This window comes from Pseudomonas sp. MF06569 (assembly GCF_059862735.1).
Genome location: NZ_JCBCUZ010000005.1, coordinates 219031 through 244521, shown reverse-complemented (window position 1 = coordinate 244521; position 25491 = coordinate 219031). Strand labels below are relative to the sequence as shown.

The following is a 25491-nucleotide window of genomic DNA, read 5'->3' as shown; positions in this document are numbered from 1 at the left end:
CCAACGAACTTCAATGATCCAAGACAATGAGGCCATCATCGTTTTTACAAACTCTGGGCCGGTTGCCGTCTTTCGCGACAGGCGAAAAACGGCCATAAGCCCCGAGCTGTCCGTCACTACGACCAGTGATTTGACCGCGTAGGGGGCCCAAAGCCGAAGCTCGTATGATCAAGAATTATTGGAGGTCAACCTTTAACATCCCAGGAGAACGAAATTGCTCAGGTGAGATGCAGGGTTGGGACGTATTTCCCCTGATCCCAGTCGTAAAGCTGGATTCGACCTACGCCATTGAGCCTGTGGCCCAGGGCCATGGCGAACATCGACGGAGCCTTTATGAAGAGATGCACGCACTGTAACTGGTGTCGCGCGCGAAATTCCACCAACGCTACTTTGGCCTCGCTCACTGCCGTATTCAAACTCGCGATGTCCGTGACAACGGCGGTCGACACCAACGACAGTTTCGGTGAGTCCCCCAGCCCGAAAACCTTGGCATTCACTCCCACGTCAGCATTCGTACCATTCGGGAAACTGATGGCTGCTACCCCCTCCATCCCGAGCGTTGAAAGCGCGTCCTCGTCGACCCTGAAAAACGGACCTGGCGCCCGCGTGTGAACCGCCGTATCGAATAGCTGGTCGTTGTGGTCAAGCGTCAGCGTAAAGTTTCGGGCAGCCGAGAAACAGTACCCCAGAAGACAGGCCAGCGACATTCGGTGTTTAGCTGATAATCGCACCCCGCGACGTGCGCGGCTGCTGTGCAAGAAGTCACCTATCTCACCCAGGCTGAGTTGCAGTTGGTCCCAGGCCGCTTCGCCGAGGCTCTCGCGGCCGACGCCATTGAAAGCAGTAACATCTAGGGCGAGCGGGCCGAGCTCAAACCCAGTAGAACCTAGATCAAGGTCGGAAGGCGTGACTTGCCAATCTAGGGTCACACTGGGTGCGCTGTCCACTAATGCCGTTTCGATGTCATTGCGGGTGACAATTCCCTTGAACGAGGTGTCAACCAGCTCTTTGCACTTTGCCCGAAACGCTGCTGTCTCGCGACGGCTCATGTCCAAGTGGGGAAGACACTCTTCTAACTTGGTACCGAAGCCGGCGTCGACGTTGTTGTCGCTGTATTGGACGAACGACACTCGCTCCAATATGAACAGTGCCATCTCCGGCGTCTGCCCGAGCCGCACGATGGTGTCCACTATTTCGGACTTGGCCGAAATGCGGATTTTCGAATCGTCATTGAGGGCTACCGCGGGGCCGCGATAACGGTTGAGTTTACGAAATAAGGACTGGAACTCGCCGACGAAATCGCCGCAGAGCAGCACGAACTGCACGTATTCGTCAGGAGACTTCTCGTGCAGCTCCAAGAAGTGTGCGACCTCTTCCCATAATTCGGCCTTGCTGAGCTGATGTCGCTTCGCTTCATACGTCACGCAGAAGGTCCCGCCGCCAGGACGGAAGTAGCGAATCTCGACATCCCCTAAGAGTTCGCTGACAGCCTGGCTGAAGGCCCCCTGAGCAAGGAAACGGGGGATGTGCTCGAGTAGGAACGCATCCTGGTATCGGAAGCCGTCACGTGCAACTACACCACCGGTGGCCTGTCGTTCAAAGAGTGGAGAGGTCATAAGTCACCTTCAAGAACCAGGGTAGATGGTACGAAGGAACCATCCGGGATGTAGGTGTGCGCGCTGCCTTCAAGCTCACCCTGGCGTGACAGCTTGAAGATGAGCAAAACCACGAAGTTCGCCCCAACACGCGCATCCATCACTATGCCCCGCATTGATTGGTGGTCCGTCATGCTGGGCTGCACCGAGAAGCTCGGGTGCGAGTGCCACTCTCCGAGGTAGTTGAACCGGGAGTAGTTGTGGCCGGACTGGCGAAAGAAGCTGCTGAGCGCGCGAAGGGCAGACCTTGTCTCCCGGATGAAGCTGGCGAACCTTCCTCCACCTTGTACTGTCAGCTGCCGGACGACAAAGTGGCCGGGGGCCATGTGCTCGGCCATAAGAACGCCACCGCACTCATTGGGGCCGGCGACCTTGAGCGCCTTGTGCAATATCCGCTGTACCTCCGGTGGGATGCTTACCGTCAGCATTTCTTTGCGCCGAACACCGAGAGGAGTTCGCCCAACGCCGCAACGGTTGCCTGAGTATCTGCAGGCGCCGCGGGGCTTTCAGCAGCACACGGGCAAGGAACCGGATGTGTGTCGAATGGCGCTTCGAAAATCCAAGCCTTTTGGTAGCCAATTAAGTAGGCGGCGTTAGGGAACCGAGGCACGGGGGCCCCGACCAGGGCGTCAATGATGAACTGGGACAGCGAAGCGGCTAAGGCACTGACCTCCGCATCGCCAGCGACGAAAACCTCGTCATCCACCTCGGAGTCATAGTTCTGGGCATGCTGGAATGGAGCCTCGGGCATGTCAGCAAGGTACGCGTGAATCGCGCCGCGGATATCCAGAGGCTCGGCATCGATGCCAGGCAGGCTGCGAGCCATGAGCGCCCCAATGCCACCAGCGAACACCTCGCCCCATACAACCGGCACCTTGCGCCGCGTGCAGATGGCCGCTATCGACGAAAAAACCTTCGCGCTTGCCGTGGCGTCGATGACAAGATCGCATGCCGCAATTTGCTCGAGCAGGGTCGTGTTGGAGGCAGAACTTTCCTGTCCAGCGAAACGGAACGTCCTGCACACCACGTCGGCGTCAGGCCGGACCAGCTTAATCGCATTTTCGACAGCGTCGACCTTGTCGTAGCCCACTGAGGACCAATCGAGCTGGTTACGTGTGAGATTTGAAGGCTTCAGGATGTCGTCGTCGATGAGCAGAAAGCGCGTCACGCCCGAGCGCGCCAACGACAGGGCGACCTTGCTGCCTACAGAGCCCAGCCCAACAATAGCCACCTTCTTCTGTGCCAAGGCTTCGTTGCGCTCCGGCTGCCGAACAAGGCCCATGTCGGTGCAGTCCACGGGGAAGTATTCAGACGCCGTATTGCCTTCGGCCTTCGACGCAAGCGCCATGGGCCGAAGTTGCAGTTCATCATCCACCAACAGCAAGAAGCCTGACTGCAACTCGTCGCTCGGCCAAGGCCAACTGTCCTTGGATTTCAGGAAGTCACGGAGGGCAGCCTGGTCTGTGGTGGGATTGGGGAGGGATGCCCATTCGTCGCACCAAACGACCCAGCCCTTGCGAACCCACGAATTGCTGACGGCTGGGTCGGCAATCTCGCCAGGAACGCCAAGGTGGATGGGCGCTGTGTCATGCCCCAGCTGGGTCGCGACTGCAACGAACGCGGTACGCCTGTACAAGGTCCCCACGGCAAGAGGCAGCGGAGTTGTCCGTAAGGAGGCTGCGAGCGCTGCCTGCAATTGTTGCGTGATGAGAAACCGCAGAACCTCACCGCGCACGCGCTGGCCAAGTGTCAGCTCATGCCGTGAAGGCGCGACCACGCTCAACAAAGGGCCAAACTTCTCATAAGCCAGCAGCTTGTGTGTGCTGACGACGAGATCAGCGCCTGTCACATCGGGATGCCAGTTGTCCGGCCCCCACTCAAGGCAGAGGGTGCCGGTCGAGGGGTATTGGTGTGCACTCCAATCTTCATCGGTATTGCTTGGGCGCACATAGGCCGGCGCTTGTGGGAACAAGCTGGGGAAAATTAGGACCGCCTCATATACCTTGCTGTTCACCGTGAAGTCGAAATCGACTCGGACGTCGTTCGCCTCGGACAGCCCCCACTCAAGCTTGATCAGCCATTCCGAAGTAACCGCTAGCGCGTCCAGCCCACGGATCTCCGCGAGCATGCGAACGGGCTGTTCGAGCAGCAGCCGCATCATGCAAATCCCTGAGGCTTGTTCGGGGGCACAACGGCAATGCTCGGAAAGGTGAGGCCCATACCCGAGCTGGCTACAGCCGCGGTGCGCAACATGCTCGCCTTTTGAGCCGGTTTTCGGAAGCAGTCACCAAAGACTTTCTTCCACAGGGTCAAGGCCCCGTCGGCGTCGGCCTCCCGCTGGGCGCGGCGCACAAGTTTGGCGTGGGCATCAACCATGTCGTAGAAACGCTTGAATTCCTCCGGTTTTACTCGCGAGAAAACATTGTTGCCCGGAACACTCGGGTCCTCCAAGTACGGTACCTGGCCGACCTGGACCATCCATTCGTATTCGTCTCGGACCTTCTCCAGGAGCTTGGCAAACAACTCCTCGTAGCTTGTCTCATTGTAATCCATGTGCTCTGCGACCAAGGTCTCGAGGATGAAACCCTTCGGGCGCCTCAGGTGCGGCAGGTTCTCGCGACGCCACCACTTCACTAGCTTCACGAGTGGGACGAAATATCCGTTAGCCTTCTTGTTGACCGCGCTGGCCCACTGGTTGTGGCCCATTGGGTTGGTGAGCAGCCACTGCTCTTCGCTCTTGTCCGCGATGAGCCAACCATCCTCCTCCCACGGATTGGCAATAACCGGCACGACATCCATTTCAACCGACCCTAGCGACACGCAAATAGAACGCCGGTTTGCCTCGACTTCCGTATACCCAAGCGACTTGACGGCCTTGCGCAATGTGGCGATAACATCACTCGCAAGGTCTTGCAGGGTGTGATTCGTGACCACGATGATGTCGACATCAGGCCGGCGAAGCGCTCCGTTCGCGAACCGGGGACGTAGCGCCGTATTGCGCGCATAGGAGCCCGAGAGGTACGTGTTGACGTAGATGTCACCGTACGTCTCGTGCTTCTCCAACTTTTCGCGCAAGGTCGAGTGCGCGCTGATGCATATCGACTTCGTCGTCGGACTGGGCTCAATCTCTTTCAAGAAATCTATGAATTGCTGCTGCGTAGCCACGGTCCAGTCCCTCGAAGTTAGCACACCATGAATGATAGGACTATATGTGCGACATTTCCATCCGGCAGAACACTACATGTAGTGTTTCACAGTTTAAAATATCAACCCAAAAACACCAGATCGGGCATCTATATCTGAACCTGCAGTACCCGCACGCGCATAACGTGGGGCAAGGAGGTGTAGTTTTCAGCATACCGCCGGGGCGAAAAGTTCGGCATGAATGTGCGGATGTCGCATGCAGTCACGAAAGCAGGAATTGACCATTGTGATAGTAATGCTGCTTAGGGGGCGTTTTTCGGGTGACAAGGTGCCAGCGCTCCCTGGCGTGACGCTACGATCGTGGGACACCCACCATAGGCCCGCGAGGCCGTAAGGGCGATATCCTGATTGTCGGTGCCGTCGACCGCCTTGGGCGCGATACGCTGGACGTGCTGGCCACCGTCGAAGCGCTACAGAAGAAGGGTGTGGCGATTATCAGTCAGCGCGAGGGCTTCGACCTCTCCACGCCAATCGGCAAGGCCATGTTGACCATGTTGGCGGCTGTGGCCGAGCTGGAGCGCTCCAACATCAAGGCCCGGCAGATGGCGGGCATTCAGCGCGCGAAGGCAGAAGGCAAGGCCCTGGGCCGGGTAAAGACCATCAACGACAACAAGGTTGTCGCCTGGAGGAAGGATAACGGGGCCAGCATCGCCGCCACGGCTGCGCAGTTCGGGATATCTGTCGCGAGTGTGAAGCGAGCATGTCGGCCGGTCGTCGTTACCCTGTAACGCGCTGCCTCTTGAAACGTCCTAGGCGCATCAACAAAGGTGGTTGCAGTGCCGGTGCGGATTAAACGTCAGTTGAGCAAGCAGCCAGCCTTCTAGCTGCTATGCCCAGCGCACCGGACTGAACAGCATCGAGCACCAGGCTGCCATGTGGGTGGGTGTGCCTTTCACAACGCCATAGCGCGTGCACATACCGACGCACCTCAGCCGGAGGCATCTGGCCCAGCCGCTCGGCTGGCCGCGAGTGAATGCCAGCCATGTCGAACCCGTCCGCCGACAGATCACCATGCACCAGCTGCAGTGCGTAGGCCTCGTTCAGTGCAGCGTCGTACTCCGGCAAGGAATACCACGCATCCATCGTCATTGCGTGCCCAGCTTCGCGAAAGGCCGCCTCAAGCTGGCGGATCGTTTCCGCATAACAGTTCAGCGCCTTGCTGTCTGGCAGCGGCGGAAGCTTGCCTTTTTCCCTCATACTCGAACCCCTGCAGATAGTCGTGATGGCACGTTTCAAGTGCGGATGGAGAACGGCGAAAAAACGAAATTATTCATCCGAAGTAGCAAATTTAGACTATCCAGAGGCGACTACTGATGGATCTCACGCAGTACGCCGATGGATGATGCTACCTAGATCGCTGAGGCTGATCTGCTTTGCCCATGCACCGCTCCAATTGCTTGGTGAGCGTTTCCTGCTCCGCCTCACCAAAAGCTCGATCAAAAGTAAGCGTCCGCCGAAGTCACCTTGCATGACTCAGGCAGATAGCACGTCGATTGGCAAAGAGATAAGCACAGTGCGGCTTCGCCGCACCGAATACCGCAATCACTCTGGCCAACGCGGTCTCGGTACCTGCGCGCATATCCATGGGCTCGGTGGCGAGCCAGATGGCGTCGATGCGGATCACTTGGCAAGCTCACGGACAAAACGAGCACACCCGTCAGGATCAGAGGATGGCCACTTCACAGTGAGTTTTTGCTGCCCGAAAGGAACCTCGATGTTGACCGCCATCTGCTGATCGGGCCGGGTTGCGGGCGCAAGTTTCATCGGAACAAAAGCAGGCAACGCCGGCGCCTGATGATCACGATAAGCAGGTATCCACTTTCGAACCAGGTTGGCGTTAATGCCGTGACGCAGGGCCACGCTGGCCATCGACACGCCAGGTTGCAGGCATTCTTGGACGATCTGGGCTTTGAAGGGTTTGGGATAAGAGGTTCTTTGGCGCATGGCAATCCTGATGATAGGGGCAATAGTGTCCACGTATTTTTAAGTGGACACCATCGCCCTTATCGCTGGGATCGGGTAGGTGACTTTGCCGGACGCTTACGATCAAAAAGCCTGTGCCTAGGCAACGTTAAGTCGATCCAGCCAATACCGTCTTCCGCATTTGAGTATGGGAATGAACGCCTCTCAGTGAATGTGCGATTACATTCCGTGATCAGTTTGTCTGGATGGTCGAAGTGGTTTAATCGGCGTCATAAGCCACGAGACTTCCACCCTGAAGGCCCACGTGAATGCATGCCGTTTCATCTGCGCCTCCGTACCAATCAAGATCAATGGCTACGGGGATAACTCCAGCAATAGAGGCTTTAAGCCGTTTCCCCTCCCTTTGCCAGGTAGTGCCAGGATCTTCCTCACCAGGCAAGGTCAGCAGCTCGATAGCAACGTCAAGATCGCTATCTGGACGATTAGTGCCCTTGACCCGACTTCCGAAGAGATATGCCTTCCGTACAAGCGGCTCTGATTTCGCCCACATCTCCACCGCCATGGACATTGCCTCGATACGCAGGGACTCTTCCAGGAAGGCATCCACGACTTCGCCTTATATCCGGTTCTTGTCCATCGGCTCGCGGTTTCGATCCACGCTTCCTCCCCACACTCGGTCGCCCTCGTGCAGTTGCGCTTCACTTCGTTCGCTGTGGTCAGCTCACGACGGGACTTTCACCCGCAAGATTGCGCCCATGCTGGGCGCACAAAAACACGGCAGATCCGGTCTGCCGTTTTGTATTGATTAGACTGGGCAGCTGACCATCAAGATAAACTTTTGATCATATTGCTTAATGGAACTGAGAAAATCTTAAGCTCTGTGAGTCAGTCCACCCCCAATGCCTTGAACACCGCATCTACCGGATCGGCGTAGAAGCTGGTCTGGAACTTGGTGAACAGTTCGGCCGGGATGGTTGGAATGTCTTTGGCGCTGCTCATCGGTAGCGAGACACGCTTGCCGCCGGCGTCGAAGGCCACCTGCAGGCACTCTGCAATGCTTTCCACCGGGGTGATGCTGCCGCCGAGGCTCATGTCGCCGAGCACTACCATCTGTCCTTGAGCAGGTCTGCCCATCAGGCCAGAGGCGAAGGCCACCAAGCTGGCGAGTGCCATGTGGGTTAGTGGGCCGGTGTTTTGTAGTTCGACTACATGCAGGTGGAAGTCATGCTCCATCACCTTGGCGGATGCACTGATGCGAGAGGCATTGGCCTTGAAGTAATCGAAGGCAATCCTAACCTGCTCTTTGGCGCTGCTTGAGTTCCATAGCCCAGAGGTCGCCAGCTTCCCGGTTCCTTTAGTGACTTGCAGCTCTATCCGGTAAAGCCCAGGCATACCTTTGCCACTTAGGCCGATGGTGTGAATGAAGCCCGGTTTGCCTGGGCCTTCAGGGATCAGTCCGCCGCCGCCTTGTTCTTTAACGGTGACGAAGTGCTCTTCGAGGATTTCGTTGTCGATGTAGCTGAAGTGCACATCGTAGAACTCCATGCCGCCGATCTTCTTCAACTGTTCTTTAACCCGGCGGCGTACCTGCAGGGCGTACTCCAAGCATTCACGAACGTCTTCTTTGGTGAATACGTCATGGGGGTACAGCAGCTTGAGCAAGCCTGAGACGGTTTTGCGTACCGCGATCACGTCGCGCTGGTTGAGGTTGTTGCCCAGTCTGAAGTGTTTATCGATGGCGTCGGCAAAGCTGCGCTTGCGCATCTCACGGAAGAACTCCGCCAAATAGTCGACGATCAGGCCGTACCTGTTGGTGAAAAACTCCGGGCGCATTTTTGGGATTTCCCAGCCCGGAATGTAGGCGTGGAAGCGGTCGAAGAAGGCGGCATCGATCATTTGTTCGGGGAAGGGCGCTAGTAAGTGGCTGGTCTTTACCAGTGACTCGACGCTCTGGTTAATATTGCCGACGAAGACCATAGAAGCTGAGGCTTCCATTTGCTCACGGCCGCGCCCGAAAGAGCCGGAGGCCATGTAGTCCTTCATGATCTGCACGCCGTCTTTGTCTTTGAAATTGATCCCCGCGACTTCGTCGAAGGCAACCACATCCCAAAGCCCGACCAGGCCGATGCGACGGCTGCTCATGTTGTAGAACAGATTGGCCACGGTGGTTTGTCCGCCGGACACCAGCATGCTGTTGGGCGAACACTCTTTGTAAATATGGCTCTTGCCGGTACCGCGCGGGCCAAGCTCGCAGACGTTGTAGTTGTTTTCAATGAAGGGAACCATGCGCGCCAACAAGTGCCACTGCACCGCCACATCAAGTGTTGACGGCTCCATGCCAATCGAGCGAATCAGCGCTTCGCGCCACTGTACGGTGGTCAGTGCTGCGCGTCCGGCGAACAGTTCCGGCATATTCATGTTCGGCATCTGAATTGGCTTGAGCATGGACACGCCAAAGGGTGAGCCGGATTGGCCTTCCTCGTGGTAGTAGCTCAGCGTGGCAATTACCCAAATACCGCCAACCAGTAGTTTTTCGTACTCTTTGACGATGCTTGCGGAAATCTCCGCATCGCGGATGCCCAAGCTGCTGAAAGATGCTTCGTAGCGGTCTTTTTTCTCGTTCAGCCGCACCGTGACACGATCGATCACTTTGTAAGTGCCGCGCTCGCGCACCAGAGACTTAACCTTCTCGGCCTCGTCAGGGCGCACGTAGTTTTCCGCCAGTACCGTCTTAACGTTTTTCAGGCCTTGCTCGATGACGACCGGGTCGTTCGAGGCGCAGTACATGCCCAGCAGGTACTCAAGCACATAGACCGGGACATTCGCGCCTTCCTTAATCAGCTTGGTCAGGTCCTTGCGCACCACCCGGCCGGCGAAGTGTTCGTTGAGCAACTGATCGAGATCTTTATCTTGTTCGGTATCCATTTATTGTCACGTCTCTCAAAAGAAATCGTCAGTGAAGGCTAGGTCAATGGTGACACGATAGCGCTCAAGCTCGGTGTTCAGATCCTTGTCGCGGATGATTAGGAAGTAATCCTTGTGCCGATCAAAGTTGCTGCCAGACAACGACAACCGCACCTGCTTAAGGCGCTCCGACATGACATCGGTGCTGCAGTCGAAGGTGACAATTTCTTCGCTGGAAACAGCAACGTCAGCTTCATAAATGGCCACCGCTACGGTGATGGGCAATACCTGTTCGCTGACGGTTTCGGTCTGGATCAAGTCAAAGCGCTGGATGTTGGTAACCATCTTCAGTGCCGACTTCGGCGAGATAACACCCACTTTTCGCTTGGTGCGTTTCTCGGCTTTCTCACCGCGCAGTTGGTTGACGGTTAACACCGGCACCACAATTTCCTGTGGCATCGCGCCGCCATGAACGAAGCGCGCCCCACCGACGAAGTGAAAGCGGTTGGCGCCCTTGGGGATCCAAAACTGTGTATCCGATAACGTGCCGGCGGTTTGCTTGGTCGAGCCACACCAGGCATCTTTGGCTGCCGGCAGCTTATGGCCGAGCACGTAGCGCTTCTTGCTCTTGATGACATTCTCGGGCTTTTCCGCCAGCGAGGTGCGGTCGGCCGCTTCGAGTTTGCTGTGCTGGAACAAGAAACCATGGTCGGCGGTGATCAACACCGTACTGGTATTGAAGTGCATAAGGATTTTGCGGTGTTGAGGCCGATGCCTAATTGACCCACGTGCCGACGCAAGATTGCCCCACCTCCAAATCGGCACAAACCCTGCCCAGATAATTTTTTTCGAGGAATCAGACTGGGTCAGTGAAATCTTGGCATCTGGGTCAATTCGGCGTCAGCGCCAACACCGCGTCGACTGCCGCTGCCCGGCTTGTGAGGCGAAATCACTCTTCGCTTAGGATATCGATGCAGAGTGTCGCGCTAGCCCAGTGATAGCCAGCAAAACAAAAGCAAAAGGCCCAGAGCGGTAAGTGCTTGAATTATATGGTGTCCCAGGGCAGGTTCGAACTGCCAACCTTCCCCTTAGGAGGGGGATGCTCTATCCAATTGAGCTACTGAGACAAATGACGGCGAGCATGGTAACGGTCATGCCTTTGTTTGTCATGTCGTGCGTGGCCTTTTTAACGGTCAGACACACGCCCCTTGACCGTTAATGCCGTGTAACCGTCAGACCTGACGCCCAGGACTTACGACCGATCACAACCTCACGCAGCTCAACGACAACCACAGGCGCATACAGCGCCTAATGATCGTATACAAAACGTCACATAACGGTGCACCCAACCGCGCCACAAACCTTTTATGCATCAAAAAGTAACAACCCTCTCTCTGGTCACAATTGACCACGATCCATCTCCCTTTCTATTCGCTGGTTTTTCAGCTGGCCCGCAAAAAATAAAAAATCCATTAATTTCATACAGATAAAAAACAGCATAGGGATCCGTGAACACGGCTACTGATCTGTGTGTTTCTGCTGGCATGAATATCGCTTACACCCACACGACACTTGTATACAAAACGAACAAAAACTAAGTACACATTGTTTCGTGGCCTGCTACATAAAAGCAGGCATACCGCGAATTCTCACAACCAGTGATTTCCGCTGCCGTGACGAAGATTTGTCGAGCCAACGCTCATGAACAGTCATCACACCAGCGGACATCAGGAGCTTGCCAGAATGCGTTCAAGACTCTCCGATACCCTCGCTCTGGATTTACCTTCACCGGTTTCAACTCCCCTCCCCGACTCCCTGGACGCTACTGCATCCACCCTGGCGCTCAGTCCGCGCCTGCACAACAGTGACCTGGCCCCCACTAAAACCGAAGGCCGCCGCTGGGGCCGCTACAGCATCTTTGCCCTGTGGACCAACGATGTGCACAACATCGCCAACTACTCGTTCGCCATCGGGCTTTACGCCCTGGGCCTCAACGGCTGGCAGATCCTGCTTTCACTCGGGATCGGCGCTCTGCTGGTGTTCAACTTCATGAACCTGTCGGGCTATATGGGCCAGCGCACCGGCGTGCCCTTCCCGGTCATCAGCCGGATAAGTTTCGGCATTCATGGTGCGCAGATTCCTGCGCTGATACGCGCGGTCATTGCTATCGCCTGGTTCGGTATTCAGACGTATCTCGCCTCGGTGGTGTTACGGGTGCTACTGGTGGCCGTGCATCCTGGTTTCGACGCTTACGACCATGACTCGATCCTTGGCCTGTCGAGCTTGGGCTGGGTGTGTTTTGTCGCGATCTGGCTGGTGCAGCTGACGATCCTGGCCTACGGCATGGAAATGGTTCGCCGCTACGAGGCGTTTGCCGGACCGGTCATTTTACTGACGGTACTGTGCCTGGCAGGCTGGATGTACTTTCAGGCCAACGGCACCATTGCCTGGTCAGACCGCGTGCCCTTGAGCACCGCCGAGGTGTGGCGCAACGTGTTTGCCGGAGCCGCGCTGTGGCTGGCGATCTACGGCACGCTGATCCTGAATTTCAGTGATTTCTCACGTTCATCGCCGTGCTGCAAAACCATCAAGGTTGGTAATTTCTGGGGCCTGCCGGTGAACATTCTGGTGTTTGCCGGTATCACCGTCCTGCTGTGCGGCGCCCAGTTTCAAATCAACGGCACCATTATCGAAAGCCCGACGCAGATTATCGCGTCGATCCCGAACACCTTCTTTCTGGTGCTGGGCTGCCTGGCATTCCTGATTGTGACGGTGGCGGTGAACATCATGGCCAACTTCGTCGCACCGGCTTTTGTGCTGAGCAACCTGGCACCCAGGCATCTGACGTTCAAGCGCGCCGGACTGATCAGCGCAACCCTGGCAGTGCTGATCCTGCCGTGGAATCTCTATAACAGCCCGCTGGTTATCGTGTACTTCCTGTCCGGCCTGGGTGCCCTGCTTGGCCCGCTGTACGGGGTGATCATGGTCGACTACTGGCTTGTACGAAAAGGCCGTATCGACGTGCCGGCGTTGTACAGCGAAGACCCGAGCGGCGCTTATTACTACAGCCGAGGCGTTAATTTACGCGCCGTCGCGGCGTTTATTCCTGCTGCTCTGATCGCCATCGTGCTGGCATTGGTGCCAGGTTTTCATACTGTTTCGCCGTTCTCCTGGATGATCGGGGCCGGCATCGCGGCAATGCTTTACCTGATCATCGCCAGGCGCCAACCCCACTACACCCACGTCAGCGGCGAGTCGATCGCGGTCGACAACGCTGGCCATTGATACGTTTGCGGTCTGGCCAATTCAGACCGCCCACTCTTGATTTGAAGGAGCCCCCATGCGAATTCTCGTGGTCAATGTCAACACGACCGACAGCATCACCCAGGCCATTGCACGTCAGGCGCAGTCCGTCGCCGCGCCGGGCACCGAAATCATCGGGCTGACGCCCGGTTTCGGCGCCGAGTCGGTTGAGGGGAATTTTGAAAGTTATCTGGCCGCAATCGCGGTGATGGACTGCGTCATGTCCTACGACCAGCCCTTCGATGCCGTGATACAGGCCGGGTATGGCGAGCATGGCCGTGAAGGGTTACAGGAACTGCTCAACGTGCCCGTGGTGGACATCACTGACGCAGCGGCCAGCACCGCCATGTTTTTGGGCCGCGCCTATTCGGTTGTCACCACGCTGGATCGCACCGTGCCGCTGATTGAAGATCGCCTGAAACTGTCCGGGCTCTGGTACCGCTGTGCATCGGTGCGCGCCAGCGGCCTTGCCGTTCTGGAACTCGAATCTTCGCCGCAACGCGCGGTTGAAGCCATTGTTCACCAGGCAGAACTGGCCGTCAGCGAGGACAAGGCAGAGGTCATTTGCCTGGGCTGCGGTGGTATGGCGGGCCTTGATGAGCAGATTCGCCAGCGCACCGGCGTGCCCGTGGTCGATGGCGTTACCGCTGCGGTGACCATTGCCGAGTCGCTGGTTCGCCTGGGGCTGTCGACGTCAAAAGTACGCACTTACGCGACCCCACGGCCCAAGGTTATCAGTGGATGGGCCGAACGTTTCGGGCGATAACCGATCGCCTGCAGGCGATATCGACTGAATCCTTGCCAAGCCCGCTCCCGCGGGCTCTGGCCTGTATCGTGCAATTTGCACTACATCAAAAAGCCATCATTGCAAATTGCACTGAAACCCTCTTGAATACATACTCCAAGCAGCTGTTTTATAAGGGTTTTTAGCTCTTTAACAGTTGGCACGAAGACTGCTCTATTAACAGTATCCCGTCCATGCTCTCAGAGATGACCGCCATGAACAGCACCCTGTTACTGTTAAATGCCCTGGCACTGGCTGTTTTAGTGATTTTTCACTTTCAACCTGAACCCGCCACCGATGAGCAATACGTCCAGACCTATGACAAACCCCTCGCGCCGCTGCCGCAAGTGGCGGTCATGAATAGCGTGAGCAGCGCGACACCTCATCTGACTACAGACCACCCTGCAGCCAACCTGGCTCCCGAGGGTGAGCGCTGGGTCTTTTGAAGCGCATATTGAGAGGTTGGCAGTAAATCATGTCCAAAATTGCTTTGAGTTTGTTGATGCTGGCGCTATCAAGCCTTGCACTTGATGTCTTCGCCCGTAACGAATTCGGAAACCTGCCCTTGATCGCTGCGGGAGTATTTTTCAGTTGCTGGCTGGTGGCGCTGATCATCGGGCGCAGGTTCAAATTTGACCCGCAATTACGCTGAGAGCGCCCTTCTGCTGGAGAACAGACCTTTCAGGATGAACGGTGGATTTGTGCACTATCCACGTCGATGCATTTTTTTAATAATCACTACTGGCATAACGCCTTTATCCGGTTCAATATTTGTCACAGAATTGACGCCAGGGAAGTGGCAGATTTGAGGCATGATGCGCGCCTCCTAGCAATTCAGGTTGAACTTTGGCTATAAGGACGGTCTTAATCACATCCTGCGGCCAATTCCCGAGAACCGCTCCCCTGAACTAACCGGTTAACTAAAATGCGCCCATTGAAACAGGCAATTTACTCCAGCCGTACGGCTGACAAGTTCGTCGTACGCCTGCCAGACGGAATGCGCGAGCGCATCGCCGAAGTGGCTCGCAATCATCACCGCAGCATGAACTCAGAAATCATTGCTCGCCTTGAGCAAAGCCTTATTCAGGAAGGCGTACTGGGTGACGAACTCAGCATGCGCCTGGACAGCCCCGAGCTCTCCCTGCACGAGCGCGAACTGCTGCAACGCTTCCGCCAACTGTCCCATCGCCAGCAAAACGCTCTGGTTTCACTGATTGCTCACGACGCTGAGGCAGCTTCGGAGGAAGCCTGATTTAATTCAGGTAACAAAAAGCCAGCATTGCGCTGGCTTTTTTTATGGGCGCCATTTGCGCCAGAAACAAAAACGGCCTGATCTGACAGCTGTCAGATCAGGCCGCTGGCCGTCAGAGCAGGAAGATGGTTGCCAGCCCCAGGAAGATGAAGAACCCGCCGCTGTCAGTCATGGCTGTGATCATCACACTTGCACCCATCGCCGGGTCACGCCCAAGCCGGGCAAGTGTCATGGGGATCAAGACGCCCATCAGCGCTGCCAGCAGCAGGTTAAGCGTCATGGCCGCGGTCATCACCACGCCCAGTGACCAGCTGCCGTACAACAGATACGCGACAACACCGATCACCCCACCCCACACCAGGCCATTGATCAAGCCCACGGCCAGCTCCTTGCGCATCAGACGCGAGGTGCTACCGGTATTGACCTGATCGAGCGCCATCGCCCGTACGATCATGGTAATGGTCTGGTTGCCGGAGTTACCGCCAATACCGGCCACGATGGGCATCAGTGCTGCCAGTGCCACCAGCTTCTCAATCGAACCTTCGAACAGACCGATCACCCGCGAAGCAATAAACGCGGTGACCAGGTTGACTGCCAGCCAGGCCCAGCGGTTACGCAGGGACTTCCAGACCGAAGCGAAGATGTCTTCTTCTTCACGCAGACCGGCCATGTTGAGCACTTCGTTCTCGCTCTCTTCACGGATCAGGTCGACCATTTCATCGATGGTCAATCGGCCGATCAGCTTGCCGTTCTTGTCGACCACCGGGGCCGAGATCAAGTCGTAACGCTCAAACGCCTGTGCAGCATCGTAGGCGTCCTCGTCCGGATGAAAACTTACCGGATCGCTGGCCATGACCTCGGACACTTGTTTCTCGGGGTCGTTGACCAACAAACGCTTGATCGGCAACACGCCTTTGAGCGCACCGTCGTAATCAACCACGAACAGTTTGTCGGTATGGCCCGGCAATTCTTTGAGACGACGCAGGTAACGCAATACCACTTCAAGGCTGACGTCCTCACGGATCGTCACCATCTCGAAGTCCATCAGTGCGCCGACCTGATCCTCGTTATAGGACAGCGCGGAGCGAACACGCTCACGCTGCTGACCATCAAGGGTCTCCATCAGCTCATGGACGACGTCTCGCGGCAGCTCGGGGGCCAGGTCAGCAAGTTCGTCGGCGTCCATCTCCTTGGCAGCTGCCAGGAGCTCGTGATCGTCCATGTCGGCGATCAGGGTTTCACGTACCGAGTCAGAGACTTCAAGCAGGATGTCGCCATCGCGATCGGCCTTGACCAGCTGCCAGACCGTCAGGCGGTCGTCCAGTGGCAATGCTTCAAGGATGTAGGCAACGTCTGCGGAGTGCAGGTCTTCCAGCTTGCGCTGGAGCTCAACAAGGTTCTGCCGATGAACCAGGTTTTCAACCCGGTCATGGTGATGGCCTTCCTGACGATGAGTCAGGTCTTCGACCACACGCTGGCGATTAAGCAGCTCAATGACTTGAGCGAGGCGGCTTTGCAGGCTTTCTTGTGTTTTCTTTACTTCAACTTCGGTCATAGGCGAACTCCACTCCCAGCAGCAGGGCACGCCGGAAGGATCAATCAGTCAATTCATGATTGGAAAAACGGGATGCTGAGTTACTACTGGGTAAGTCCATGGAGGTATTCCACAAGCCCCGGCGGGGCTGACGGGCGCAATCATACACGGCTTAAAAATTAATGACGCAAAAATCTTGGCAATAACAAAAGCTTGCGCAGCACTGCCAGAATAAACAGAAGAGAAGTCGTCAGGATGACAGCAATAGCCAAATCGCAGATAGCAAAAAGCCCGCATATAATGCGGGCTTTTTGGTGTTTGGTGCACTCGACAGGATTCGAACCTGTGACCGCTCGGTTCGTAGCCGAGTACTCTATCCAGCTGAGCTACGAGTGCAAGTTGTGCTTGATAAACCAGACCACCCTGGTTGAAGCCAAGTTAACCGCCGAAGCAATTGACTCTTAAATGGTGCACTCGACAGGATTCGAACCTGTGACCGCTCGGTTCGTAGCCGAGTACTCTATCCAGCTGAGCTACGAGTGCAAGTTGTGCTTGATAGACCAGACCACCCTGGTTGAAGCAAAGTTAACCGCCGCAGCGATTGACTCTTAAATGGTGCACTCGACAGGATTCGAACCTGTGACCGCTCGGTTCGTAGCCGAGTACTCTATCCAGCTGAGCTACGAGTGCATTTGAAGCGGCGCATTATAGACCGTTGAATCTCTCTGGCAAGATTTTTTTCAGTAAATTCAATAACTTACCGAAACTACCCAGACCCAACGTGCTACATGAATAATGGCGGAGAAGGGGGGATTCGAACCCCCGACACCCTTTTGAGATGTACTCCCTTAGCAGGGGAGCGCCTTCGGCCACTCGGCCACCTCTCCGCAACACGGGGCGTATAATAACCAGCCTTTTCCCCGCTTGCAACTAAAAACTTAAATAAAATTAGAGACTTGGTTCTTCATCCTTTTCTTTCTTGATCCGCAGGTAGATCTCCTCACGGTGCACCGCCACTTCCTTGGGGGCGTTCACACCGATACGCACCTGGTTTCCTTTGACGCCGAGTACGGTCACAGTAATTTCGCCATCGCCTATGATCAGGCTTTCCGCACAACGGCGAGTCAGAATCAGCATACTTTTCTCCTCACACTTTTCATTTCAGTGGCCACAGTCTGCAAAAAAAAAGGGCTTCGGGCTATTCGCTAAACAGCTATAGCCCGCCGCTCCTTAGTATTGACCAACATGACGAAACAGGAGGTCTTCGTTCATGCCCGCCAAAAAAACAAAGGGCGCGGATTAACCGCGCCCTCCAGACAACGCCTTATTCGCCCTGTCGGGCTGGCGCGTCCAAATCAAAAGCGGTGTGCAAGGAGCGCACTGCCAGCTCCAGGTACTTCTCTTCAATCACCACCGACACTTTGATCTCGGAGGTCGAGATCATCAGGATGTTGATGTTCTCTTTGGCCAGGGACTCAAACATGCGGCTGGCAACGCCCGCGTGAGAGCGCATGCCCACACCGACAATCGAAACCTTGGCAATGTTGGTGTCGCCGACCACTTCACGGGCACCGATCTCACGCGCCGTGTTTTCCAGCACGCTTTGCGCAGCACTGTAGTCATTGCGGTGCACGGTGAAGGTGAAGTCGGTGGTGTTATCGTGCGCAACGTTCTGCACGATCATGTCGACTTCGATATTGGTCGCACTGATCGGACCCAAAATCTTGAACGCCACGCCCGGGGTGTCTGGCACGCCACGGATGGTCAGCTTGGCTTCATCGCGATTGAACGCAATACCAGAAATGATCGGCTGTTCCATGGATTCCTCTTCATCAATAGTAATGAGGGTGCCTGGACCCTCCTTGAAGCTGTGCAAAACGCGCAGCGGTACGTTGTACTTGCCTGCGAACTCGACCGCCCGGATCTGCAACACCTTGGAGCCCAGGCTGGCCATTTCCAGCATTTCTTCGAAGGTGATCTTTTCCAGACGCTGAGCTTTTGCCACAACCCGCGGGTCAGTGGTGTAAACACCGTCGACATCCGTATAGATCTGGCACTCATCAGCCTTGAGGGCCGCCGCCAGCGCCACACCAGTGGTGTCAGAGCCGCCACGACCCAGGGTGGTGATGTTGCCGTGCTCATCAACGCCCTGGAAACCTGCAACCACAACCACACGCCCGGCCTTCAGGTCGGCGCGAATCTTCTGATCGTCAATTTTCAGGATGCGGGCTTTGGTGTGCGAACTGTCCGTCAGGATGCGCACCTGGCTGCCGGTGTAGGACACCGCTGGCACGCCGCGCTTGTTCAGCGCCATTGCCAGCAGACCAATCGTCACCTGCTCACCCGTGGACACAATCACATCCAGCTCACGGGGTAACGGCTGATCGCTGATCTGCTTGGCCAGTTCGATCAGGCGGTTGGTTTCGCCGCTCATTGCAGATAGCACGATCACCAGATCATTGCCGGCTTCGCGGAACTTCTTAACTTTATCGGCGACCTGCTCGATTCTCTCGACAGTGCCGACCGAGGTGCCTCCGAATTTCTGTACGATCAAAGCCATTTCAAAGCAGCCTCAGCCCATAAAGGGCGCCCATTTATCATTCAAACGACGCGCCATCACTAGACGATGGCGCGTACTGGACCTCAGATACCCTGTTCGACAAATGGCACAGTCAGGGCCAATGCGGCATCAAGGGCTGCAGCATCAACACCGCCGCCTTGCGCCATGTCAGGACGACCACCGCCCTTCCCGCCCACTGCCGCAGCAGCCTGCTTCATCAAATCACCGGCTTTGAGTTGGCCAGTCAGGTCTTTGGTTACGCCTGCAACCAGTACAACCTTGTCTTCATGGACACTGCCGAGCAGGATCACCGCACGGCCGAGTTTGTTCTTCAGCTGATCTACCAGCGCCAGTAGCGCCTTGCCATCTTGACCGTCCAGGCGGGCAGTCAGGACTTTCACGCCTTTTACGTCCACCGCCGACGATGACAGATCGTCACCGGCCGCGCTTGCTGCCTTGGCCTGCAATTGCTCAAGTTGTTTTTCCAACTGGCGATTGCGCTCAAGTACCGCCGACAGCTTGTCGACCAGATTCTCACGAGAACCCTTGACCAGGCTCGCGGCTTCCTTGAGCTGCTCTTCGGCGGCGTTCAAGTAAGCCAGTGCGGCTGCACCCGTAACCGCCTCGATACGACGGATACCGGAAGCTACGCCGCCTTCGCTGATGATTTTCATCAGGCCGATGTCACCGGTGCGTTTGGCGTGAATACCGCCACACAGCTCAACCGAGAAATCACCACCCATGCTCAGCACGCGCACGTTGTCGCCGTACTTCTCGCCAAACAGCGCCATGGCGCCTTTTTGCTTGGCGGTTTCGATGTCGGTTTCTTCAGTCTCGACCTGAGTGTTCTTGCGAATCTGGGCGTTGACAATATCTTCCAGCGCCTTGATCTGCTCGGGCTTGATCGACTCGAAGTGACTGAAGTCGAAACGCATGCGCTGGCTGTCGACCAACGAGCCTTTCTGCTGAACGTGCTCGCCCAGCACCTGACGCAAGGCCGCGTGCAGCAAGTGGGTCGCCGAGTGGTTCAGTGCCGTGGCGTAACGCACATCGGCGTCAACCTGGGCTTCAACGGTTTCGCCAACATTCAGGCCGCCCGCGGCAACCACGCCGTGATGCAGGAATGCGCCGCCGGTTTTGGTGGTGTCGCGCACGTCAAAGCGCGCCGCGCCAGCTTGCAGGAAACCGCAATCGCCAACCTGGCCGCCCGATTCGGCGTAGAACGGGGTCTGATCAAGAATGACCACGCCCTCGTCGCCTTCGCTCAGGCTGGCAACCGATTGACCGTCTTTATAGAGAGCAACGATGGTGGCCGAAGCCTGGGTCGCGCTGTAACCGACAAACTCGGTCGGCACGTCAACTTTAACCAGCGTGTTGTAGTCCAGGCCGAAAGAGCTGGCCGAACGTGCGCGAACACGCTGGGCTTCCATCTCGCGCTCGAAGCCTTCTTCGTCCACGGTCAGGTTGCGTTCACGGGCGATATCGGCCGTGAGGTCCATCGGGAAGCCATAGGTATCGTAGAGTTTGAACACCACGTCGCCAGGCACTACGGTGCCCTTGAGCTCTGCCAGATCCAGCTCAAGGATTTTCAGGCCCTGCTCCAGCGTCTTGGAGAACTGCTCTTCTTCGGCTTTAAGTACGCGCTCGATGTTGGCCTGCTCGCGCACCAGCTCCGGGAAGCTTTCGCCCATCTCGGCAACCAGTGCCGCGACGATCTTGTAGAAGAAGTTACCGGTAGCACCCAGCTTGTTGCCGTGACGGCAGGCGCGACGAATGATGCGGCGCAGTACATAGCCGCGACCTTCGTTCGATGGCAGCACGCCGTCAGCAATCAGGAAGCTGCACGAACGGATGTGGTCAGCCACCACCTTGAGCGATGCCTGGCCTTCGTTGGCACAACCGATCGCGTCGGCTGCAGCCGTCAACAGGCTCTGGAACAGGTCGATGTCATAGTTGGAGTTGACGTGCTGCATCACCGCACTGATCCGCTCCAGGCCCATGCCGGTGTCTACCGACGGCGCTGGCAACGGATGCAACACGCCATCGGCGGTGCGGTTGAACTGCATGAACACGTTGTTCCAGATTTCAATGTAGCGGTCACCGTCTTCGTCTGGCGAACCTGGCGGGCCACCCCAGATTTCTGGACCGTGATCGTAGAAAATCTCGGTGCACGGGCCGCACGGGCCGGTATCGCCCATGGTCCAGAAGTTATCCGACGCGTACGGAGCACCCTTGTTGTCGCCAATACGGATCATGCGTTCGGCAGGTACGCCGACGTCCTGGGTCCAGATGTCATACGCTTCGTCATCGCTGGCGTAGACCGTTACCCAGAGCTTGTCTTTAGGCAGGTTGAGTACGCCGGTTAGGAAGGTCCAGGCGAAGTTGATCGCGTCTTTCTTGAAATAATCGCCAAAGCTGAAGTTGCCGAGCATTTCAAAAAAGGTGTGGTGACGGGCGGTGTAACCGACGTTTTCCAGGTCGCTGTTCTTGCCGCCGGCTCGCACGCACTTCTGGCTGCTGGTCGCTCGGGTGTAGGCACGTTTTTCTTGACCCAGGAAACAGTCCTTGAACTGGTTCATCCCCGCGTTGGTGAACAGCAGGGTCGGGTCGTTATTAGGGACCAAGGAGCTGGAAGGGACACGGGTGTGACCTTGCTCCTCGAAGAAGCGAAGGAAGGCTTCACGGATTTCTGCGCTTTTCATAGGTTCTTCCACGGAGGCTGCGGCCAGAGGCAAGTAAATCACGTCAATCGACAGTGCGACTCGCAAAGGGCCGCATTATATCGGCCCTTCGCCCCGGGTACAGCGTGTTTATACGATAGCGACAAGCAATTGGACGGATCGCAAGCTTATTGGCTGGAAAACTCGGCAAAAACGGCTATTACCTGTTCAATCTGGCTGCGATTGACATCCATGTGCGTCACCATTCGCAAGCGCGACGCGGCACTGAGCACAATCCCCTGCTCGGCCGCAAAGGCCTTGAGGGCTTCGGCCCGCTCACCGATCTGAACGTACACCATGTTGGTCTGCACCGGTTCGACGTCATAACCGGCCGCACGCAAACCTTCAGCCAGTAACTGGGCGTTGGCATGGTCATCGGCCAGACGCTCGACCTGATGATCCAGCGCATACAGACCGGCTGCCGCCAGTTGACCGGCCTGGCGCATGCCGCCACCGACCATTTTGCGCAAGCGCCGCGCCCTGGCGATCAAGTCAGCAGTGCCGCACAACACGGAACCCACCGGAGCGCCCAGTCCCTTGGACAGGCACACCGATACCGAATCGAAATGCCGGGTGATCTCACCCGCATCGACACCCAGCTTGACCGCTGCGTTGTACAGCCGCGCGCCATCAAGGTGCAGCGCCAGGCCATGTTCACGGGTCAGGCGACTGGCAGCTGCCAGATACTCGAGTGACAGCACCTTGCCCTGCATGGTGTTTTCCAGTGCGAGCAAACGCGTGCGGGCAAAGTGAAAGTCGTCAGGCTTGATTGCAGCTGCAACCTGCCCCAAGTCCAGCGAGCCATCAGCCTGAACCTCCAGCGGCTGTGGCTGGATGGACCCCAGAACCGCCGCTCCGCCGCCTTCATATTTATAGGTGTGCGCCTGCTGACCCACAATGTACTCATCCCCGCGCCCGCAATGCGCCATCAGTGCCAGCAAGTTGCTCATGGTGCCGGTGGGCACGAACAACGCTCTGGCAAAGCCCAGACGCAGCGCCAGTTCGGACTCCAGCTTGTTCACCGAAGGATCTTCGCCATACACATCGTCGCCCATCGGCGCACTCGCCATGGCCTCGCGCATGCCGGTGCTGGGTTGGGTAACGGTGTCACTACGAAGATCGATAACAGTCATTGGAGCGGCCTCGGCAATAAGTGATCAGCTCTGGATGCTAATCGGGGAGCTCCCTTTCGGACAATAGTCGTGCGGCCAGGATTTGACATATTCAGCGGCTTGAGCGGGATCGCGCTGATAACCCAGCGAAAAAATTGATGGCTATTAGCCAAAAGCAGCCATGCATCTGCGAAAAAATTATGATACAAAATGTCCGCCACCAGAAAAGCTGGTGGCAACGTTCTCAGGGCGGGGTGCGACTCCCCACCGGCGGTAATTGCGCGCAATGCGCATAGCCCGCGAGCGCTTGGCTGATCCACCCGCTTGGGTTGTGGGCAGTCAAGGTCAGCAGACCCGGTGTGATCCCGGGGCCGACGGTCATAGTCCGGATGAAGAGAGAACGGGATTGGCGCCAAAGGGCCGTCAACCAGGTGGGCAAGTGGCGATGCCGAAAGGCCATGCGCTGCCCTCCTGAACGCACCCTTTAATCCCATTCGATTCATATGCCCTGTTTTTCACACAAACAGGAATCTGAACATGCAACCCACTGCAATCGACAGCAAAAGCAAAAGCCACCACAACGAACGCGTGGCATTTATCCAGGCCTGCTGGCACAAAGATATTGTCGACCAGAGCCGTAAAGGCTTCCTGGCCGAAATGCTGGTACAGGGCTATCAGGAAAGCGACATCGACTTTTTTGAAGTCGGCGGCGCCTTCGAAATCCCGCTGCACGCCAAGCTGCTGGCCAAGACTGGCCGTTATGCAGGCATCGTCGGCGCAGCGCTGGTAGTGGATGGTGGCATCTATCGTCACGACTTCGTGGCCCAGACCGTGGTCAGCGCCTTGATGCAAGTGCAGCTGGAAACCGAAGTCCCGGTTTTCTCGGTCAGCCTGACACCGCACCATTTCCATGCAGGTGAAGAGCACCAGAAGTTCTTCTTCGACCATTTCGAACACAAAGGCCAAGAAGCCGCGAAAACCTGCGCCGACACCCTGCACAAAATCCGCACCATCAAGCGCATGGACTCCCAGCAAAAACGCGCGGTGTAAAGCCAGCTCTTGCAGGAGCGGGCTTGCTCGCGACTGGAGCGGCGCGGTTTGACTCTCTGACCGCGTCGCCTGCATCGCGAGCAAGCCCGCTCCCACAGTTATCCTTAACTGACAGGCACTGCCCTGGCTACGCTAACGCCAGAGCGCGAGCCGGCTCGATGATCATCCCGGCCCGCAGGCCGTTTTTCACCTTCGGGTTGGGAAAGATAATCCGCGCACCCTCTTCTTCGACAACCCATCGGGTCTTGCCCGCGTCTTGCGCCAGCAAGTAGCCCTTGGGCAACTCACAGAAATTTTCGACGTCCGCCGGCAAGTGCAGGATAAAGGCATCGCTGTGCTTGATCACCTCGCGGGCCACGCTGAACAGCTGCAAGCCTTCGAGCGAGTCATCGGCCAGTGGCGGCTCGGTGCCTTCGATCATCTGCTGCAAGCGCAGCTCAAGACGCTCGACATTGACTCCGCCGTTCTGCCCAAAAGGCCGGGCCTTGCCCAGCTCAAGGGTAAACGCCTCGGCGCCCAACTGATCGTAGGTGTAAGCACTGAACACAATCGATGGCTTATTCTGCAACAAGACCGCTTCCATCCCGGCTGCGCGCAAGCGGGCCAGCTCATCGCGAGAGTGGACACGCCCTTCTTTATAGGGATACAGCGCGAACTGCTCGATCTTCGACCCACGAATGGCCGTGTGCAAATCGTAATGAAGGCGGGAGCGCTCAGGGAGGCTGAAAAACGTTTCGGCCAGGTGTTCAAGTTCACACGCACGCAGAGCCTCGGGGCCACTGCTGCTTTCGTGGCGGCCGTTGAACAGCCGGTTAAGGTCTTCTTCGACAAAGCGCGCACCGGTGCGCATGGCACCCGGGTTGCCGAACAAGAATAGAATTCGTGCGCGGGGCTTGATAACGCCCCGGGCAATGGCCTGCAACAGGCGATCGAGCAATTCGATCGGCGCTGTTTCATTGCCGTGGATGCCGGCTGACAACAGCAGATCCATACCGTTGTCACTCGCCTGGGGCGGGCGTACTTCGAGCGCGCCCTCGGTCAGCCAGCGCATCCGCACGCCGTCGACAGTCAGTTGAGTTTTCTCGGCCGGTTCACGTCCGGCCAAGGTCAGTTCAAGCAGTTTGCCGAGAGCGAGCATGGTGCATCCTTAATCAGTGGTTGCAGTCTGGACCGTGTACGTGGCCATCTTCACCGTCTTCTTCAATGTCTGCCGGTTCCATTTCCAGTTGCAGGCTGACAAGGTTAGTCGCCAATGGACGCAGCAGCAGGTTGGCGTATTCGGCATCGCCTTCTTCAACATCAACACCGATCAGCAGTTGGCCACGGCCGTCATGCTGGATCCACAATTCCTTGCCCTGCCACATCACGGCAACGCGGGTGCAAGAGGTTTCCAGTTGAGTGCCATCGGTGTCTTCAAGGATCAGCTTCAGGGTATCGGTCATTATTTCGCTCTCATTTGGAGGTGAAGGTGCGTGCCACAGGTTAATAAT

The 25491-nt window shown here is 56.8% G+C and carries 23 protein-coding genes, 5 tRNA genes, 1 pseudogene and 1 riboswitch; of the genes and pseudogenes, 7 read left to right on the top strand and 22 right to left on the bottom strand.

Annotated elements, in window-relative coordinates:
- Positions 1-218: 218 nt before the first annotated feature.
- The 4 genes from cap4 to AC19YQ_RS07940 are packed head-to-tail and all read right to left on the bottom strand — an operon-like array spanning position 219 to position 4820.
- Positions 219-1616, bottom strand: coding sequence for a CD-NTase-associated endodeoxyribonuclease Cap4 (gene cap4 / locus AC19YQ_RS07955; RefSeq protein WP_500594881.1), 1398 nt, complete (start codon positions 1614-1616; stop codon positions 219-221).
- Positions 1613-2083 carry a Mov34/MPN/PAD-1 family protein gene (locus tag AC19YQ_RS07950; protein WP_500594880.1) on the bottom strand — a complete coding sequence of 157 codons (471 nt, stop codon included), beginning with the start codon at positions 2081-2083 and terminating at the stop codon, positions 1613-1615. The genes cap4 and AC19YQ_RS07950 overlap by 4 nt, the downstream gene beginning before the upstream one ends.
- Entirely contained in the window at positions 2077-3816 is a 1740-nt protein-coding gene (locus AC19YQ_RS07945; RefSeq protein ID WP_500594879.1) for a ThiF family adenylyltransferase, read from the bottom strand. Before AC19YQ_RS07945 ends, AC19YQ_RS07950 begins: the two co-directional genes overlap by 7 nt.
- Positions 3813-4820 carry an SMODS domain-containing nucleotidyltransferase gene (locus tag AC19YQ_RS07940; RefSeq protein WP_500594878.1) on the bottom strand — a complete coding sequence of 336 codons (1008 nt, stop codon included), beginning with the start codon at positions 4818-4820 and terminating at the stop codon, positions 3813-3815. Before AC19YQ_RS07940 ends, AC19YQ_RS07945 begins: the two co-directional genes overlap by 4 nt.
- Before the next feature lie 368 nt (positions 4821-5188).
- Between AC19YQ_RS07940 and AC19YQ_RS07935 the strand changes: the two are divergent.
- Positions 5189-5587 (top strand): annotated as a pseudogene (locus tag AC19YQ_RS07935) (recombinase family protein); the annotation flags it as partial.
- A 61-nt stretch (positions 5588-5648) separates the two neighbouring features.
- Here the strand turns inward: AC19YQ_RS07935 and AC19YQ_RS07930 are convergent.
- The 7 genes from AC19YQ_RS07930 to AC19YQ_RS07900 form a co-directional block, all read right to left on the bottom strand.
- Entirely contained in the window at positions 5649-6056 is a 408-nt protein-coding gene (locus AC19YQ_RS07930; protein ID WP_500594877.1) for a hypothetical protein, read from the bottom strand.
- 262 nt (positions 6057-6318) lie between these two features.
- The gene (gene tnpB, locus AC19YQ_RS07925) at positions 6319-6483 is read right to left on the bottom strand and encodes an IS66 family insertion sequence element accessory protein TnpB (RefSeq protein ID WP_500594876.1); all 165 of its coding nucleotides are present in this window, start codon (positions 6481-6483) and stop codon (positions 6319-6321) included.
- Positions 6480-6836 (bottom strand): IS66-like element accessory protein TnpA, encoded by a 357-nt coding sequence (tnpA, locus tag AC19YQ_RS07920; RefSeq protein ID WP_500594875.1) that lies wholly within the window; start codon positions 6834-6836, stop codon positions 6480-6482. Before tnpA ends, tnpB begins: the two co-directional genes overlap by 4 nt.
- A 205-nt stretch (positions 6837-7041) precedes the next feature.
- Positions 7042-7389, bottom strand: coding sequence for a nucleotidyltransferase family protein (locus tag AC19YQ_RS07915; RefSeq protein ID WP_500594874.1), 348 nt, complete (start codon positions 7387-7389; stop codon positions 7042-7044).
- A 278-nt stretch (positions 7390-7667) separates the two neighbouring features.
- The gene (gene brxL, locus AC19YQ_RS07910) at positions 7668-9707 is read right to left on the bottom strand and encodes a protease Lon-related BREX system protein BrxL (RefSeq protein WP_500594873.1); all 2040 of its coding nucleotides are present in this window, start codon (positions 9705-9707) and stop codon (positions 7668-7670) included.
- A 15-nt stretch (positions 9708-9722) separates the two neighbouring features.
- Positions 9723-10433 carry a PglZ domain-containing protein gene (locus tag AC19YQ_RS07905; protein ID WP_500594872.1) on the bottom strand — a complete coding sequence of 237 codons (711 nt, stop codon included), beginning with the start codon at positions 10431-10433 and terminating at the stop codon, positions 9723-9725.
- Between the two features lie 303 nt (positions 10434-10736).
- Positions 10737-10813: transfer RNA gene (locus AC19YQ_RS07900), tRNA-Arg, on the bottom strand.
- A gap of 616 nt (positions 10814-11429) precedes the next feature.
- On the opposite strand from AC19YQ_RS07900, the gene AC19YQ_RS07895 reads away from it, so the two are divergent.
- The 5 genes from AC19YQ_RS07895 to AC19YQ_RS07875 all read left to right on the top strand — a co-directional run bounded on the left by AC19YQ_RS07895 (position 11430) and on the right by AC19YQ_RS07875 (position 15025).
- The gene (locus tag AC19YQ_RS07895) at positions 11430-12971 is read left to right on the top strand and encodes an NCS1 family nucleobase:cation symporter-1 (protein ID WP_500594871.1); all 1542 of its coding nucleotides are present in this window, start codon (positions 11430-11432) and stop codon (positions 12969-12971) included.
- Between the two features lie 55 nt (positions 12972-13026).
- Positions 13027-13755 (top strand): aspartate/glutamate racemase family protein, encoded by a 729-nt coding sequence (locus AC19YQ_RS07890; RefSeq protein ID WP_133077324.1) that lies wholly within the window; start codon positions 13027-13029, stop codon positions 13753-13755.
- A 233-nt stretch (positions 13756-13988) separates the two neighbouring features.
- Positions 13989-14219: a hypothetical protein gene (locus tag AC19YQ_RS07885; protein WP_326397505.1), complete on the top strand. Its 231-nt coding sequence runs from the start codon at positions 13989-13991 to the stop codon at positions 14217-14219.
- A 29-nt stretch (positions 14220-14248) separates the two neighbouring features.
- Positions 14249-14425, top strand: coding sequence for a PA3371 family protein (locus AC19YQ_RS07880; RefSeq protein WP_219262041.1), 177 nt, complete (start codon positions 14249-14251; stop codon positions 14423-14425).
- A gap of 273 nt (positions 14426-14698) precedes the next feature.
- On the top strand, positions 14699-15025 hold the full coding sequence (locus tag AC19YQ_RS07875) for an Arc family DNA-binding protein (RefSeq protein WP_133077322.1): 327 nt from the start codon (positions 14699-14701) through the stop codon (positions 15023-15025).
- 112 nt (positions 15026-15137) lie between these two features.
- Here the strand turns inward: AC19YQ_RS07875 and mgtE are convergent, their stop codons facing one another.
- From mgtE to ltaE, 9 genes are all read right to left on the bottom strand, one after another.
- The gene (mgtE, locus tag AC19YQ_RS07870) at positions 15138-16580 is read right to left on the bottom strand and encodes a magnesium transporter (RefSeq protein ID WP_133077321.1); all 1443 of its coding nucleotides are present in this window, start codon (positions 16578-16580) and stop codon (positions 15138-15140) included.
- Between the two features lie 298 nt (positions 16581-16878).
- Positions 16879-16955, bottom strand: a tRNA-Arg gene (locus tag AC19YQ_RS07865).
- A 70-nt stretch (positions 16956-17025) separates the two neighbouring features.
- Positions 17026-17102: transfer RNA gene (locus AC19YQ_RS07860), tRNA-Arg, on the bottom strand.
- 70 nt (positions 17103-17172) lie between these two features.
- Positions 17173-17249, bottom strand: a tRNA-Arg gene (locus AC19YQ_RS07855).
- A 106-nt stretch (positions 17250-17355) separates the two neighbouring features.
- Positions 17356-17446, bottom strand: a tRNA-Ser gene (locus tag AC19YQ_RS07850).
- Between the two features lie 61 nt (positions 17447-17507).
- Positions 17508-17696 (bottom strand): carbon storage regulator CsrA, encoded by a 189-nt coding sequence (gene csrA / locus AC19YQ_RS07845; protein WP_003175645.1) that lies wholly within the window; start codon positions 17694-17696, stop codon positions 17508-17510.
- Between the two features lie 187 nt (positions 17697-17883).
- The gene (locus AC19YQ_RS07840) at positions 17884-19119 is read right to left on the bottom strand and encodes an aspartate kinase (RefSeq protein WP_019823401.1); all 1236 of its coding nucleotides are present in this window, start codon (positions 19117-19119) and stop codon (positions 17884-17886) included.
- An 83-nt stretch (positions 19120-19202) separates the two neighbouring features.
- Positions 19203-21821, bottom strand: a complete 2619-nt coding sequence (alaS, locus tag AC19YQ_RS07835) for an alanine--tRNA ligase (RefSeq protein WP_500594870.1) — start codon at positions 21819-21821, stop codon at positions 19203-19205.
- 146 nt (positions 21822-21967) lie between these two features.
- Positions 21968-22972: a low-specificity L-threonine aldolase gene (gene ltaE, locus AC19YQ_RS07830; RefSeq protein WP_133077319.1), complete on the bottom strand. Its 1005-nt coding sequence runs from the start codon at positions 22970-22972 to the stop codon at positions 21968-21970.
- A gap of 215 nt (positions 22973-23187) precedes the next feature.
- A riboswitch (FMN riboswitch) is annotated at positions 23188-23357 on the top strand.
- Between the two features lie 131 nt (positions 23358-23488).
- On the opposite strand from ltaE, the gene AC19YQ_RS07825 reads away from it, so the two are divergent.
- Complete coding sequence (locus AC19YQ_RS07825; protein WP_133077318.1) at positions 23489-24001, top strand: 6,7-dimethyl-8-ribityllumazine synthase; 513 nt, start codon at positions 23489-23491, stop codon at positions 23999-24001.
- A gap of 127 nt (positions 24002-24128) precedes the next feature.
- Here the strand turns inward: AC19YQ_RS07825 and astE are convergent, their stop codons facing one another.
- Positions 24129-25139, bottom strand: a complete 1011-nt coding sequence (astE, locus tag AC19YQ_RS07820) for a succinylglutamate desuccinylase (protein ID WP_133077317.1) — start codon at positions 25137-25139, stop codon at positions 24129-24131.
- Positions 25140-25152: 13 nt separating this feature from the next.
- Positions 25153-25443, bottom strand: coding sequence for a hypothetical protein (locus AC19YQ_RS07815; protein ID WP_019823410.1), 291 nt, complete (start codon positions 25441-25443; stop codon positions 25153-25155).
- Positions 25444-25491: the final 48 nt, after the last annotated feature.